Raw genomic sequence first — 13,871 nt, 5'->3', positions numbered from 1 at the left:
AAGTTTTACAGGACAATATTAAAACAAAGAATTTAAAAAAACAAGCGAACGTTCGCTAAAAATGTTTTTTCGCCAAAAATATATATTCGCAAAAAAGATTATATTTGCTATTATGGAAGAAGATTATATCAAACTCATATTTGGCTTAAAGCTAAAGCAGATAAGAACTGACAAGAATTTGTCCTTATTCGGCTTGTCAAAACTTTCAGGCTTATCAAAGTCCTATTTAAATGAAATTGAAAACGGAAAAAAATATCCAAAACCAGATAAAATAGCCATCCTTTCTGAAAAATTAGATGTGCCTTATGATCAAATGGTGTCTTTAAAACTTGATAAAAACCTAGCGCCAATTGGAGATTTGTTACAGTCTAAAATATTAAAGGAGATTCCTTTAGAACTCTTCGGAATTAAAGAGAGTAACTTGATAGATATCGTTGCCAATGCGCCTGCAAAAGTGAATGCTTTTATTAGTACTATTATTGAAATTGCACAAAATTATAATTTTAGCAGAGAGAGCTTCTTTTTGGCTTCGGTACGCTCGTTTCAAGAAGCTAATCAAAATTATTTTGAAGATTTAGAACAAAGTGTCTTAAAATTTTCTAAGGCTTATCAGGTCGATTTAGACCAGACTATCACATCAAATGATTTAGAAGATATTCTAGTAGAAGAGTACGGTTATACCATTGAAAATAATGAGTTAAGTAATTATGAGGCTTTAGGTAACTTACGGTCTGTGTTTGTTCCTAAAACCAAGACTCTATTGCTTACCAATGAAATTGATGATCCGCAACGTACTTTTATTTATGCCAAAGAATTGGCTTATAATTTTCTGGATATTAATGAGCGTTTGTATACATTTCCGTGGATAAAATTTGACAGTTTTGATCAGGTGTTAAATAATTTTTATGCGTCTTATTTTGCGGGTGCATTAATTATCCCGAATGCTAAAATTAAAGCACAATTGCATAAGATTTTTGAAAAGGAAACCTTTGATACGTCTTTGTTTTTAGAGGCTATAGATGCTTTTAATGCTTCACCAGAATCCTTTTACCAAAGACTGACAAACATTTTACCTAAAGCATTTAATATTCAGAATTTATTTTTTTTAAGGTTTACGCACAAGGCCAAAAGCGATAAGTTTTATTTAAAAAAAGAATTGCATTTATCGCATCATCATTCGCCACACGCCAATGAAACTAATGAACATTATTGCAGGCGTTGGGTCTCTTTAAAAATGCTAAAAGATATCAGTAAAAACAAAAAGGAACATGTGTTTGATATGCAGATTTCTGATTATGAAAATGACGGTTCTAAATATTTAGTGCTGTCATCGGCGACCAAAGATCCGTTTAAAGAGCGTCACTATCGTAGTATTAGTATTGGCTTATTAATTAATAAACAATTACAACGAAAGCTTAATTTTTTAGATGATCCTAAAATTAAACATCAAAAAGTTGGTGTAACATGTGAGCGTTGTGCCATCAAAGATTGTAAAGTACGGCAAGCGCCAGCTGTAATTTTAGATAAGGCAGCTAAAAACAAAAAAATTGAATCTATAGTTGAAGAGTTAACAACAAAGTTTACGTCATAACCTAATGGTTATTCATCTTTATAAGCATTGTAATTGATGCCTACACCGTAATTGTTAAGGTTGGTGCGTAATAAGCTGGATTCTATACCATTACCTTTTTTAAATTGCACCCAATTATTACCGCTAATAAAAACACGTTTTATATAGGTGTTATGTGCGCTAATTTCATCTGTAAAAGGCAGTAATGGTCTAAAGTTAGTTGGGATTTTAACAACACCGTTTTTACCTTTAATTTCTTTGTACTTTTTGTTGGGTAATAATTTTCCGTTTTGATCGGTGTATCCTAAGACCTGAATTGATACAAAAAAGCCATTTTCAGGGATAAATAAATCATGCTCTGAAACGTCAAGCTCAAATTCATCGCCATTTTTTTCGGTAACTCTAAAAGTTATTGTGGTATAGGTCATGACCTCGCCTGGCAGTCCGTCATTATTCTTATAAAATTTCACCTTAAACAGGGTAGAGAATTTTCGTTTATCGGCATTAGCACGTTTACGTTTTTTCCAGTCTTTAGATTCTAAAGTAATTGGAAAACGTACAGCTGTTATTTTTTTTAGTTGTGCATCTTCGTTGGGAAAAAACACGGCGATTTCACTTTCGATAGTAGGTAACCAGCATTTGTAATAATCATCATCGAGATATGGTTTAATAGTTTCCTTTTTAAATTTACGGTCTACTTTAGCGGTAACAATCACTTCATCTAATTTATCGGCTTCAACTTGCATGGTGATAGTCTTAGGTAAATTAGTTGTTGCTAATACTAAATCTTTATAGCCTAAAGCCGAAATATAAAGCGAATCTACATCAGGATAGCGCTTTTTTGTGAAAATAAACATCCCATCATCGTCGGCAAACAAGCCTTGACCATTTCCAAAAGAAACCGTTGCATACGATACTGGATAGTTGGTTTCTTTATCTATGATTTTGGTTTGCGAATAGCCAGAATAGAATAAAAGGAGTAGTAGTAGATGGAGAAATACATGTTTCATAGGTGGTATAGGTAGCGTTGAGTTCATTGCCGTTAAAGATACACATTAAGTCTCTGGAAATAAAAAAACCGCTAGTGATTCATAGCGGTTTTAGAGTTCATGTGTTAAATTTTAATTAGTCTTTATCCAAGTTTTTGGTCAAGTTAAAGCCTACAAATAAGCCCAATCCTGCACATAAGAAAATGGATCCTGGCATTGCAATTTCAGAGTCAACATTTAAGTTGGCCACCAAAATACCGCCAATAACAATACCTAAGCCTATGCCCATTAATAATAAGGCAACATTTAGAATTAAGACCTTCCATATAGGTGCCGTGTGTTGTTTGCCTTTCATGAAAATACTGGCATCTGCACCTTTTTCAATAAGGGCTAAGCGCTCTTTATTGCGTGTTGAAAAGTATAAGTAAAATACGCCAAATATTGCTCCAAAAATAATTGGTATAATGATTAGTTCTGATCCCATAATGTTTCGTTTTTAATTGATTAATTTTAAAAGGTTTTTAGCTTATGACGACAGGTTTATAATTATGGTTACAAGTTTATTTGATTTTTTTTCTTCGGAAGGTGTAACCTTTAGGTTGATGGAGTCGTCCTATACCAAAATGACCACCAACACCGATCAAATACTCATCAATCAAATTATTGAAGGCGATACTAATGCTTTTTCAGTGTTGGTAGAACGTTATAAAGATTTGGTTTATACTTTGGCATTGCGAATGTTGAAAAACAAGGAAGAAGCTGAAGAAGTTGCGCAAGACACATTTATAAAAACATATAAAGCTCTAGCGAAATTTAAAGGCGATTCTAAGTTGTCGACATGGATTTACAAGGTGGCTTATAATACGTGTTTAGACCGGATTAAAAAAAATAGAAAGCATTTAAATGATGTCGAAATTAATGAGTTTACGGCTCATGAAGTTAAAACCATTGACAATGCTTTAGATCATATGGAGCAAAGCGAACAAAAAGCAGCAATACAACGTTGTATTAATATTTTGCCTAGTGAAGATAGTTTTTTATTGACCTTATATTATTTTGATGATTTATCTTTAGATGAAATTTCAGAGATTGTTGGCATCACTTCAAATTCTATAAAAGTGAAGTTGTTTAGATGTCGAAAAAAGTTAGCACATATTTTAAGGTTGCAATTAGAACCCGAAATAATTGAATATTATGAAAGAGAACGCAGATAAACATTTAGATAAACTCTCCCGTAAAGTCATTGGTAAATCGGCTATTGAGAGTCCGTCATTTGATTTCACACAAGTCGTAATGCATCAGGTTCAAGCCTTACAGTCACCTAAGGCAACGACCTATGTGCCTTTAATCTCTAAACGCGTATGGTTGGTTATTGCTCTAATGTTTGTTGGTGTGATGAGCTATTTGATTTTTGGAAGTTCTGCTGCTAATAACAAGTGGGTGACTGCTTTAGGTTTAGAACATTTACCTGATGTTGATTTGAGTTATTTTCTGGCTCAGGTTGAATTTTCGCAAACCTTGATATATGCCATTATGCTATTTGGGATCATGCTTTGCGTTCAGATTCCAATTTTAAAACGTTATTTTGATAAGCGTTTAGAGGCTTAGTCTTTAAAAAGCCAAAATGGGATGGTAGCGCGCTTAGTATATAAGGTGTCTTTATTTCTAAGCCACTTTCTGTAAACGTTTAAAAGATGTTTTCCGTTAGAGATTTCTTTTAAATCCAAATACGTTTCAAATCCAAACTGACCAGTTTTACTTTCACTAATTACAAATTCTGAGTCTAATCGTAAAGAATCTATTTTAAAAATGTAGATGCTGTTAAGTGTTTTAATGTATAAGGGCCTCAGACTATCACGAATTAGTGAGGCTTTAAAATCATTTTCAAAACTGATGTCAGATCCTAATCCGCGTAAATCCTTCGCGGGTTCTAATTCGGGTTTAAAATCGAAAATAATATCTTCAGTACTTTCATTATAAACGACAAACACTTTTAGGAATTTATCAGTAATAACTTTAGAGGGAATCGCAGCATCTCTAATAAACTGACCTTTGCTTTTATCTAATAAATCCTCATAATTGGAGATGTTGGCTCTAAATTCATCCGAAGCTGTTCCTAAGGTTATATAGTTTGATTTTTCGTATTTGAAACTGGTTCCGATAAGAATCATAAAGTATAGAGGTACTAAAACAAAGCTAATTCTGCGACCAAATTTATTGTCTAGAAAATTATAAACGAGAGGTCGATACAAAAAAGAAAGGGTAATAAAACTAAACACCCAGTACACCGGAAAATAAAGTGCAGAGGTCCATTTCTTCTTTTTCAACCAGCCTTGTGTGATAAAGTCAAAGAATGTAAATAGCATTCCGAAGACAATAAAAACGACCAGTATAAAACCAATAATTGTAAGAAAACCATTGTCACTATCAATAAGATAAAAAGCGATTAAAGCTATTGAGGCAATAGTTAAGGTAAAGGCAATAACATAAAAAATAAGTAAAAAGGATATCGCAAAAATAATACTGCAATAATTTTCTAAGTTTCCTATATAACGATCAAAAGAACCAATCTTTTTTTTGAGATATTTTGTGAATTTCGGACTGTATTTTAGTTCTTCATAATCAATATCTCCAGAGACATATCGCAGTCCTAAAGCGCCAATCCATAAGCCACGTAAAATGACATGTAATAGAAGGTTAAATAGTAAGATATAGCATGAGACTGAAGCTACAATAAGAATGATAAATATGAAAATTTGTTCGTTATTTCTCGCTTCTTGAGCAGCAATACTTAATGGGCCAGCAGCCTGAAATAAACCAAAGATGGCAAAACCAGAAATAAGTAATTCTAACTGCCAACTTTCTTCCTGAAGCTTTTGTAATAATTTTTTAAAAGCTGGATTATTGTAATCTTGACTCATTTAGTTGGGTTTTGTGATTAAAGATAATCACTTTTATCAAAAAAAATAAGAATTTTGAAACGCTGGAGAATTTCTATCGTTATTAATAGTGAATACTAACCAAAACCAGATGCCTAAAACGCAAACTATTTTAATACAACGTTGCAAGAAAGGAGACGATAAGGCGATGATGCAAATTTATGATTTGTATTGTGAAGCGATGTATCGTATTGCTTGCAGGTATTTAAATGATGAAGATGCTAAAGATGCGATGCAGGAAAGTTTTATAAAAGCGTTTCATAAGATTGACCATTTTACTGAAAACTTCACATTTGGTGTATGGTTAAAACGGATTGTAATTAATCATTGTATCGACGAGCTGAAAAAGAAACGTTTGCTATTTGAAGATTCTGATGTTTACAATTTGACGATGGAAACCGATGCTAATAATTGGGATTTTGATGCCGAAATTACCAAACAACAAATTTTAGATGCCATTGAAAAATTGCCAAGTAAGTATAAAATTGTTGTAAAACTCTATTTGATTGAAGGCTATGACCATAAAGAGATTTCGGGCATATTAGAAATTCCTGTACAAACCTCAAGAACACATTTAAGACGCGGCCGATTACAATTACGCGACTTTTTAAAAACACATTACAATGAAGCAAGATATTAGAGACTTATTTAAAGATGATGACCTCTCTGGAAAAACATTGCCAGAGCAACATCGCCAAGAATTTTACGAGCAACTCAAAGCGAATCGACCACGACGAACCTCTAAATTAAACACTAATTATCTCTTTAAAGTGGCGGCTATGGTGGTTTTGTTTGTAGCTCTAGCTGTGGTTTTGTTTTCTAAAACAGAGACCGTAAATACAGTTGTAGAAGAAACACCAATAGAGACTCAAATTGACGCTATTGAGAAACAGTATTTAGCTAACATTGATGCCGAGTGGGAACGTTTTATTAAAGTGGCTAACGACGAAAAATTAGTAAAACGCTATAGAGTTAAACTCGATGGTTTAGATCAGGATTACCAAGAGATTTCTAAGCAGTTTAAGCTGGATAATAATAATATTCAGGTTATAGAATCTTTAGTTGATAACCTTAAAACTCGATTACAATTGTTAAAAGATATTCAAGAACATATCAAGTTATTAAATCAAAAAAACGAACAGTATGAAACGATTAGCATTTAAAATCTGGATACTGATACTCATCACATCAGGATCACTTTTTGCACAGAAAAAAACGGTTTACTCTGAAGTGTTTTCAGCAGATACAAACACCACTGTGATATTAAATTTTGAAAATACGACTGTAGCAATCGACGAATCTACAGATGGTAAAATTCATATGAATTATACTATCGAGTTTAACAATTATTCCAAAAAGGATGTACAGCGATTTATTGACGATATTAATGTTGAAGCAAATATGTATGACAATACTCTAATGCTCAAGGCAACGAGTTTGGCTAATGTATCTGAAATAGCTTACGAATTGGAAGCGCCTTTGGGTTTAACTTTTGCAGATGATGTTTTTAGTGTTTTTTCTGAAACAACTAATGACACCATTCATAGAAAATCTAAAGATTCACTAATTAGTGAGATTTCTGGACAAAAAGTAAAGCAGGCCATTTTTAAAAGTCTGAAACTTTTGAGTAAAAATGGTGAAAAGAAAGATATCGATTTTAAGAAAGTTAAAATGTATAAAAGCAAATTCGTGATAAAATTACCAGCTTATGTCAAGGTTAAAATTATTGGTAAGCAAGCACAAATTTCGCTTTTGAAAGATATGACTAACGAGATTTCTCTCAATTTAAAACAAGGCAGCTTTCAAGGGCAATACCTAAGTAATACGTACAATAGATTTATGGTTAAGCAAGCCGATTTTAAAGTAAAAGGGCTTTCTGGCGGAAACTATACATTCGATAATATAACTGGAGGTATTATTGGAAGCGTTCAAAATGCTGAAATCACATCAGAGTTTGCTAAAATTGAAATTGGAGAAATTCAGGATCAAGTGACGATAACCGATTTTAATGGCGAGTACTGGTTTTATAATTGGTCTAAAAATTTTAATCGATTTGATTTGTTTTCAGAATATTCAAAAATTCACTTTTTCTATCCTGAACATTATGACTTTTCTTTAAAAGTTGTTGGTAATAATACGGTCAATCAATTTGAAAATATCGCTGTCACCATGCAGCCTACAAAAACAGATCAGAAATTTAATATGATGGAACGCAAAGCCCAAGGTGTTGGTCACTTTTCTGGAGCTATTAATTTTGATTTAGTTCGTGGGATTCTCTTTACTCATAACGATACATTCACCAAACCAAAGCCATAAATAACATGAGAAATTTAATTTTATTAGCTGTCGCACTTACGTGCTTCAGCACACTAAACGCGCAAAAAAGTAACATCAAATTGCAAACTAAATATGGTTCTGATCATGAAGAAATTCATAGTCTACTGAGGTTTCAAGAGATTGAAACTATAAAACTTACTTTTACTGGTGCAGATTTAAAAGCTAAAAATTACCGACTTTTAGTTAAAGAATATACCAATGGTAGTCTGGCTCAAACAGATACGATAATAGATAGCGCTAAATATGAGTATACTCCAGCGGTTAACGACACAATTTTCGAATTTAAATACTATGTAAAAACGCAGGTGAATAATACCATTAAAATGAACTTTATGTTCGACCGGTTTTCGACGCCAAGGTTATATCCTATAAAAGCGGCAAACGATAACTATGCTTTACATGACTTTTTAAAAACGTCTGAACCTATGCCTATTGACCTAAATAAAGCGACTTATATTATGGGTTACTTTTTACCTTATATTGATAAAGACACTGGCTGGAAAAAGTACTGTGACGTTTCAGGAAGTACACATAAACCTGAAGATTGGGGAACCGCTTTCAATATCCCAAACTACTATCTTATAGAGATTGAATTTGAATAGTATCGTTTAGATATTAGGCTGATTTTATACTTTAATTAATCCTAAGATTTTTTAGAGTATGCCTTCGGAAAGTCCACATTAATACCAGCGTTTTTTCTTCTTTTTAGAACCTTCGCCTTTTCGACCTTTTTTATATTTGCTGCCTTTTTTCTTATGAACAATGGGTTTGGCCTTAGGGTCTAAAGGATAGGGATGATTTTCTTCGACAGGAATTTGAACATTGATTAACTGCTGAATGGTTTTAATGTAGGCTTTTTCATCGGCAGAACAAAAGGAATACGAATGCCCAAATTCGCCAGCACGACCTGTTCTACCAATACGATGTACATAAGTTTCAGGGACGTTTGGTAGGTCGAAATTGATAACAGCGTCCAACTCATTAATATCAATACCACGTGCAGCAACATCGGTAGCAATAAGAATATTAACTTTTCCGCGTTTAAAATCGGCCAGCGCATTCTGACGTTCATTTTGCGTGCGATCACCATGTAAACGCTCGGCTTTATAACCGTTTTTGGTGAGTGTTTGTTCTAGTTTATCAACACCAAATTTAGTACGTCTAAATATGAGAATGCTTCCTTTTATAGTATTCCGAAGTAAATGTAAACAGAGCTCAATTTTATTGCGTTTTGGGACGTAGTATAGCACCTGACTTACATTTTTTGCAGCAGATGATGTTGGCGTGACTTCAATGCGTTCAGGATTCTTTAAAATGGAGTTAGCGAGTTGTTCAACTTTAAAAGGCATAGTTGCCGAAAACAAAAGTGTTTGCTTCGTTTCAGGGCATAAACGTTCTATTTTTTTGACATCATCAATAAAGCCCATGTCTAACATTAAATCGGCTTCATCTAAAACAAAAATTTCTACATAATCTAAGTTGACAACGTCTTGTTTGTGAAGATCCAGTAACCGACCTGGCGTGGCAACTAAAATATCGACACCTTTAGTAAGAATGTCCTTTTGTGGTTCTATAGAGGTGCCGCCATAAATTACGGCTGTTCTTAAATTGGTATAGGTGGCGTAGGTCGAAAAATTTTTTGAAATTTGAAGGGCTAATTCACGTGTCGGACTTACAACAAGCGCTTTAATTTTTTTGCCTTTTTTTGGTGCATCTTGCTTGTCAAATAACAACTGTAAGATTGGTAAGGCAAAGGCAGCCGTTTTACCAGTTCCTGTTTGAGCTGAGGTGATGACATCCTTGCGTTCTAATACCAAAGGAATGGTTTGTTCTTGGACCAAAGTTGGGTTATCATAACCCGCTTCGGCAACAGCTCTTAAAATAGGTTTGTTGAGTTTTAAATCTTTAAATGACATGCCTGATAGTTTAAAGCAAAGGTATGGTATTTTACTGACACATTTTTTATGAAACACCTAATTCGCTCGATAGTTTTAGGCGTCTTCATACAACGTTATTAGGGTTGTTTTTTAAGAATTTTATAGGAAGTTCGTTGTCTATGTCAATACGATCAAATGTGTCCTTTGGTTCAAAAAAATAGTTACTTTTATAAAAATCTTTGAAGGCGCTCACGTTTTCGTTGTGGTAAGGCGTCATTGTCTAAGATAGACTTGATATGTGCTTTATTTTTGTTTTCAGCATATAATAACTGAAAAAAATCCCAAATCGTGATGCTGTCTGTGGCTTTTTCAGCCAACTGAAAAATATCTCCAGTTGTAACTGTGCCTTCTTTTAAAACACGAACATAAGTGCCCGGATAGCCCTGTTGAATAAATTGTTTTAGAACATTTTGAGTTCCAAATTTTACGCCAAATTTAAAACAAGGTTCTCTGGGTTGAGTGATTTGTACTAAAGCATTTCCTACTTTATAGATGTCGCCAATATAAAGTGTTTTTTCATTTAAACCTTCAACAGTGAGATTTTCGCCAAGCATACCGAAAGTCCAATCTAAGTCTGGATACAGATTTTTCCAATACGGATATTGGTCAGATGAAAACAAATAGCAGGCTTTAAATTCGCCACCATGAACTTTCCTGTCGGAAACTTCGTCGCCTTTAACAGCTTCCTTTTTCAAATGAATGCTTGTATTAACTGGTTTTTTGTAAATGCCAGTTGTGACTTCTTTTCCTTGCCATATAAAGCTTTGAGGTTGGGCTATATTCGTAGAAATAATTTTCATTTTACTGCTTTAAAAACGCTTCAAAATCTGTAATAGCGTGTGCTTTTAAATAGGATTTTTCATCAATGGTATCAAATTCGGTAGAATCATAGTCCATAGTAATTTTCCAATCACCATTTTCTTTTTTCATAATAACATGAAATTGACCGTAATAAGTTTGTTCGTCAGGCTTTTCTTTGTTGATGATTAACCTGTAAACACCACGTTCACTTGCAGTTGTATTAGTGTTAATACGTTCAAAAAAACGGAGTGAAATGTCATAAGTTGTGCCTTCAGATTTGGCAGCTTGAAATTGATTTTTATAATTTGAAATATAGGTTTGATAATCGATAATTGTACGTCCGCCAGAAATTCTTATTAACGCTTCCGAATGAATATAGGCCATCGTTTGATGATTTAAAGTATTGAAGGCTATGTAAAATTGATTCCAGACCGTATTAATTTCTTTTAGGTTTCTTAGAGATTGCGCCTCGCAAATGTTAATGGATGTCATAAGGCCTATAAATAAGAGTAGCAGTTTTTTGTACATGGCTCTGGTATTGAAGTAAACAGATGTAAGTCCTGTTTATATGATTACAAGTCTAATTTACGTATTTTTTTACCTAAGCCAGCGTTTCATGACAGGAAAGTCTTCGGTATTGCAAAGTCCCATCCAGCTTAATAGCGGTAAGCCCATATAAGTCTCATTGGTAAATTGTTCTATAAACCAGTTAGAAGCATTCTTATAACCTTGAGGGTGAAATACAACTTTGGGCTCAAGATCTAAATGGCGTAAAGCTGCATACGACCATAATATAGCCACAATTTCATCACCTAAATTTGGCCAATTGTTGTCCATTTCTGGAGTGCCAATAAGTGGTCTTAGTGAAGCTTCGGTAACAGCAATATGTCCAGCTTCGTGTAATAAGTCTCCTGGATATTTTAGACGGTCTTTATCTATTAAAATCGATTGCCCTTTTAATTGTAATCCTGGTAAAAATGTAGTCTCATTTAACTGGGTTGGAATAACTCGAATTTGAATACTGTTAAGAAATTGAATAATTTGATTTAGAGTAGTTTCATCAGAATTCATCTAAAATAATTGTTTGTTAAGGCCTTGTCTTATTGAATGATATGCATTCAAATTTAAATAGTGATGCTGTACTATTTATAGGTAATTATACCTGAAATCTACACTTTTATTATTTTAACATTTACCGCAAGTTTGGGTGTGGTTTTGGCAACTAAAGTTTAATCGTTTATTTATCGTCATAAGAACAAGATTGAAAGTAATCTTGAAGGTTAAACTTTCGGTCTTTAAAAGTTTCAGTTAGGATTTTAAAATTTTGAACACGATCAATTCTGAATGCTCGGTAATCATTTCGTAAATGGCACCAGGCAATTAAAATCCATTTATGTTGGGTAGAGTAGAATGCGTAAGGTTCTATTTTTCGGAATGAAACCTGTTCGTCATTAATTTTTTTATAACTGATTTCAACATAATTAAAATTGGTAATTGCTATTTGTATTTCTGAAAGAGCGTTGCTGGAAATGTTCTCATAGTTAGAATCAAAAACAAAAATTTTACTGCTTAATAACTCACTTTTTTCTTGAACTGAAGTCCTAAACACCGATTTAATCTTTGTCATTGCGTCTTTAAAGTCGGTCGCAAACGACAAGTCATTAGTTTGATTAACAAGGTGCTGTGCAGTAATTAGAGCATTGGCTTGTTTTTCGGTAAACTGAACAGGCGCAACCGTATAACCTTCCATTAATGAATAACCTTTGCCTTCTATGGTTATTACAGGAACACCAGCTTCTTCTAGTTTTCTAATATCTCTGTAAATGGTTCGAACACTTACATCGAATTTGCTGGATAATTCGCTAGCGGTTAGTAAGCGTTTAGAACGCAAAAGGGTTAATATGGATATGAGTCTGGAGAGTTGAGACATAATACCAAAGATAGTGAACCGCAGTGCAATTCACTATCTTAAATTTTGTTAGAAGATTACATAATGGAGTGTAAAGCGACCAGATTGCCTTCGGTGTCTATAAATTGAGCAATAAAACCAAATGTACCAATATCGGTTTTTGGCATCGTAATTTTTCCACCATTAGCTTTAACTTTTTCTAAAGCGACACTTAAGTCGTCACCACCATTTAAATAAATTGTTGCGCCATCGCTTGTAGGATTTTGACCTTCACCTTCAATAATGGCGCCACCAACACCATTATTGTCTTCATCGTATTCAAAAATACCATACTTAATGTTTTGTTCTGGCATTGGATGATCGGTGATTTTAGAATCCATAACCGTACTGTAAAATTGTTTGGCTCTGTTGTAATCCTTTACTGGAATTTCAAACCAGTTCACTGCATTTCTCATTTTTAAATTGATTTTAATTGTTAAACGTAATGCAAAGATATTTGAGCTTGTGTCAGATTATGTCAAGGGTCTTTTTTGAATTTATTTTTTTCTGAAATTAGTTATTTAGTGTGATCGTCTTAAGGTTTTTTTGATCTATTTTTTGTTAGGTAGTTGTGTGAATGGTTTTATACAACCAGTTTTCACTTTTGTTTAAAGTTATAAAAAAAAGCGCGAGTTGTTACAACTCACGCTCGTTAGCTACTAATCATTAGGGATTCTTTTATAGCTTTTATTATGTCAATCTTACTAGTGCTGCAAATGTAAGATTGTATTTACTTAAAAAAATTGATGTATGTTAAGAAATTTAATGTCTAGACAATTCTTTACGAATGCGACTTAAACTTTCGGTAGTAATTCCCAGGTAAGAAGCGATGTGATAGTTTTTTACACTACGTTCGATATTGGGATACTTATTAATAAAGTTTATATAACGTTGGGTTGCAGTTTGGGATAAACCGGATAAGATCCGTTTTTGAAAGGCTGCAAATGCACGCTCAAGTTTTTTCCTGAAAAAGGATTCTATTTTAGGAATTTGAGCGTATAAATAGTCTTTATCCTTGTGCGATAATCTTAGCAATGTAGCATCTTTTAAAACCTCAATATTCATGATGGATTTCGATGTCGTAAAAAACGCCGTATAATCACTTATCCACCAATCTTTAATACCAAACTGTACCGTATGTTCTTTACCTTGAGCATCGATATGATACGATCTGAGACAGCCATCATAGATATAGTATTGCATGGTCACAATATCATTTGCTTTAAGAATAACGGCTCCTTTTTTATAGGTAACTTTATGGAATACAGATTCTAAAATGCTTATTTCGAAGTCTGAAAAAGTCAGATCTTTAAAAATCTCCTTTATTTTGGAGGTATCGGTTTTCATTTA

Annotated in this window: 17 protein-coding genes; 7 read left to right on the top strand and 10 right to left on the bottom strand. The window is 33.4% G+C overall.

The window, feature by feature from the left end; all coding sequences use genetic code 11:
* Positions 1-112 precede the first annotated feature (112 nt).
* Positions 113-1,591 (top strand): helix-turn-helix domain-containing protein, encoded by a 1,479-nt coding sequence (locus N4270_RS11040; protein ID WP_260097197.1) that lies wholly within the window; start codon positions 113-115, stop codon positions 1,589-1,591.
* 8 nt (positions 1,592-1,599) lie between these two features.
* Here the strand turns inward: N4270_RS11040 and N4270_RS11035 are convergent, their stop codons facing one another.
* A complete protein-coding gene (locus N4270_RS11035; RefSeq protein ID WP_260097196.1) occupies positions 1,600-2,580 on the bottom strand; it encodes a carboxypeptidase-like regulatory domain-containing protein in 981 nt (326 codons plus the stop codon).
* Positions 2,581-2,695: 115 nt separating this feature from the next.
* Entirely contained in the window at positions 2,696-3,043 is a 348-nt protein-coding gene (locus N4270_RS11030; protein WP_260097195.1) for a DUF6249 domain-containing protein, read from the bottom strand.
* A 64-nt stretch (positions 3,044-3,107) separates the two neighbouring features.
* Here N4270_RS11030 and N4270_RS11025 point away from each other — a divergent pair, with 64 nt between their 5' ends.
* Positions 3,108-3,773, top strand: coding sequence for an RNA polymerase sigma factor (locus tag N4270_RS11025; RefSeq protein WP_367399958.1), 666 nt, complete (start codon positions 3,108-3,110; stop codon positions 3,771-3,773).
* Positions 3,754-4,167 carry a hypothetical protein gene (locus N4270_RS11020; protein WP_260097194.1) on the top strand — a complete coding sequence of 138 codons (414 nt, stop codon included), beginning with the start codon at positions 3,754-3,756 and terminating at the stop codon, positions 4,165-4,167. Before N4270_RS11025 ends, N4270_RS11020 begins: the two co-directional genes overlap by 20 nt.
* On the opposite strand, the gene N4270_RS11015 is transcribed toward N4270_RS11020, so the two are convergent.
* Positions 4,164-5,480, bottom strand: coding sequence for a hypothetical protein (locus N4270_RS11015; protein ID WP_260097193.1), 1,317 nt, complete (start codon positions 5,478-5,480; stop codon positions 4,164-4,166). The two genes, N4270_RS11020 and N4270_RS11015, sit on opposite strands and share 4 nt — an antisense overlap.
* A 109-nt stretch (positions 5,481-5,589) precedes the next feature.
* Here N4270_RS11015 and N4270_RS11010 point away from each other — a divergent pair, with 109 nt between their 5' ends.
* The 4 genes from N4270_RS11010 to N4270_RS10995 are packed head-to-tail and all read left to right on the top strand — an operon-like array spanning position 5,590 to position 8,437.
* Positions 5,590-6,138 (top strand): RNA polymerase sigma factor, encoded by a 549-nt coding sequence (locus tag N4270_RS11010; protein ID WP_260097192.1) that lies wholly within the window; start codon positions 5,590-5,592, stop codon positions 6,136-6,138.
* Complete coding sequence (locus N4270_RS11005) at positions 6,122-6,661, top strand: hypothetical protein (RefSeq protein ID WP_260097191.1); 540 nt, start codon at positions 6,122-6,124, stop codon at positions 6,659-6,661. Before N4270_RS11010 ends, N4270_RS11005 begins: the two co-directional genes overlap by 17 nt.
* The gene (locus N4270_RS11000; protein WP_260097190.1) at positions 6,642-7,814 is read left to right on the top strand and encodes a hypothetical protein; all 1,173 of its coding nucleotides are present in this window, start codon (positions 6,642-6,644) and stop codon (positions 7,812-7,814) included. Before N4270_RS11005 ends, N4270_RS11000 begins: the two co-directional genes overlap by 20 nt.
* 5 nt (positions 7,815-7,819) lie before the next feature.
* Positions 7,820-8,437, top strand: coding sequence for a hypothetical protein (locus tag N4270_RS10995; protein WP_260097189.1), 618 nt, complete (start codon positions 7,820-7,822; stop codon positions 8,435-8,437).
* A gap of 78 nt (positions 8,438-8,515) precedes the next feature.
* Here N4270_RS10995 and N4270_RS10990 read toward each other — a convergent pair whose 3' ends face one another.
* The 7 genes from N4270_RS10990 to N4270_RS10960 all read right to left on the bottom strand — a co-directional run bounded on the left by N4270_RS10990 (position 8,516) and on the right by N4270_RS10960 (position 13,868).
* The gene (locus N4270_RS10990) at positions 8,516-9,751 is read right to left on the bottom strand and encodes a DEAD/DEAH box helicase (protein WP_260097188.1); all 1,236 of its coding nucleotides are present in this window, start codon (positions 9,749-9,751) and stop codon (positions 8,516-8,518) included.
* A 188-nt stretch (positions 9,752-9,939) separates the two neighbouring features.
* A complete protein-coding gene (locus N4270_RS10985; RefSeq protein ID WP_260097187.1) occupies positions 9,940-10,572 on the bottom strand; it encodes an MOSC domain-containing protein in 633 nt (210 codons plus the stop codon).
* Between the two features lies 1 nt (position 10,573).
* A complete protein-coding gene (locus tag N4270_RS10980; RefSeq protein WP_260097186.1) occupies positions 10,574-11,065 on the bottom strand; it encodes a nuclear transport factor 2 family protein in 492 nt (163 codons plus the stop codon).
* Between the two features lie 105 nt (positions 11,066-11,170).
* Positions 11,171-11,644 carry a hypothetical protein gene (locus tag N4270_RS10975; RefSeq protein ID WP_260097185.1) on the bottom strand — a complete coding sequence of 158 codons (474 nt, stop codon included), beginning with the start codon at positions 11,642-11,644 and terminating at the stop codon, positions 11,171-11,173.
* Positions 11,645-11,810: 166 nt separating this feature from the next.
* Positions 11,811-12,503, bottom strand: coding sequence for a YafY family protein (locus N4270_RS10970; protein WP_260097184.1), 693 nt, complete (start codon positions 12,501-12,503; stop codon positions 11,811-11,813).
* A gap of 56 nt (positions 12,504-12,559) precedes the next feature.
* The gene (locus N4270_RS10965; RefSeq protein ID WP_260097183.1) at positions 12,560-12,937 is read right to left on the bottom strand and encodes a VOC family protein; all 378 of its coding nucleotides are present in this window, start codon (positions 12,935-12,937) and stop codon (positions 12,560-12,562) included.
* Between the two features lie 346 nt (positions 12,938-13,283).
* Positions 13,284-13,868 (bottom strand): Crp/Fnr family transcriptional regulator, encoded by a 585-nt coding sequence (locus N4270_RS10960; protein WP_260097182.1) that lies wholly within the window; start codon positions 13,866-13,868, stop codon positions 13,284-13,286.
* Between the last annotated feature and the right edge of the window lie 3 nt (positions 13,869-13,871).

It is taken from the genome of Psychroserpens sp. SPM9, from assembly GCF_025153525.1.
In the GTDB taxonomy this organism is placed as follows: domain Bacteria; phylum Bacteroidota; class Bacteroidia; order Flavobacteriales; family Flavobacteriaceae; genus Psychroserpens.
This window is presented reverse-complemented; position numbering and strand designations above follow the sequence as displayed.

Excerpts from the sequence above, each read along its gene's own strand:
- N4270_RS11040 (WP_260097197.1), top strand. The coding sequence starts at position 113 with ATGGAAGAAGATTATATCAAACTCATATTTGGCTTAAAGCTAAAGCAG.
- N4270_RS11035 (WP_260097196.1), bottom strand. The coding sequence starts at position 2,580 with ATGAAACATGTATTTCTCCATCTACTACTACTCCTTTTATTCTATTCT.
- N4270_RS11030 (WP_260097195.1), bottom strand. The coding sequence starts at position 3,043 with ATGGGATCAGAACTAATCATTATACCAATTATTTTTGGAGCAATATTT.
- N4270_RS11025 (WP_367399958.1), top strand. The coding sequence starts at position 3,108 with ATGGTTACAAGTTTATTTGATTTTTTTTCTTCGGAAGGTGTAACCTTT.
- N4270_RS11020 (WP_260097194.1), top strand. The coding sequence starts at position 3,754 with ATGAAAGAGAACGCAGATAAACATTTAGATAAACTCTCCCGTAAAGTC.
- N4270_RS11015 (WP_260097193.1), bottom strand. The coding sequence starts at position 5,480 with ATGAGTCAAGATTACAATAATCCAGCTTTTAAAAAATTATTACAAAAG.
- N4270_RS11010 (WP_260097192.1), top strand. The coding sequence starts at position 5,590 with ATGCCTAAAACGCAAACTATTTTAATACAACGTTGCAAGAAAGGAGAC.
- N4270_RS11005 (WP_260097191.1), top strand. The coding sequence starts at position 6,122 with ATGAAGCAAGATATTAGAGACTTATTTAAAGATGATGACCTCTCTGGA.
- N4270_RS11000 (WP_260097190.1), top strand. The coding sequence starts at position 6,642 with ATGAAACGATTAGCATTTAAAATCTGGATACTGATACTCATCACATCA.
- N4270_RS10995 (WP_260097189.1), top strand. The coding sequence starts at position 7,820 with ATGAGAAATTTAATTTTATTAGCTGTCGCACTTACGTGCTTCAGCACA.
- N4270_RS10990 (WP_260097188.1), bottom strand. The coding sequence starts at position 9,751 with ATGTCATTTAAAGATTTAAAACTCAACAAACCTATTTTAAGAGCTGTT.
- N4270_RS10985 (WP_260097187.1), bottom strand. The coding sequence starts at position 10,572 with ATGAAAATTATTTCTACGAATATAGCCCAACCTCAAAGCTTTATATGG.
- N4270_RS10980 (WP_260097186.1), bottom strand. The coding sequence starts at position 11,065 with ATGACATCCATTAACATTTGCGAGGCGCAATCTCTAAGAAACCTAAAA.
- N4270_RS10975 (WP_260097185.1), bottom strand. The coding sequence starts at position 11,644 with ATGAATTCTGATGAAACTACTCTAAATCAAATTATTCAATTTCTTAAC.
- N4270_RS10970 (WP_260097184.1), bottom strand. The coding sequence starts at position 12,503 with ATGTCTCAACTCTCCAGACTCATATCCATATTAACCCTTTTGCGTTCT.
- N4270_RS10965 (WP_260097183.1), bottom strand. The coding sequence starts at position 12,937 with ATGAGAAATGCAGTGAACTGGTTTGAAATTCCAGTAAAGGATTACAAC.
- N4270_RS10960 (WP_260097182.1), bottom strand. The coding sequence starts at position 13,868 with ATGAAAACCGATACCTCCAAAATAAAGGAGATTTTTAAAGATCTGACT.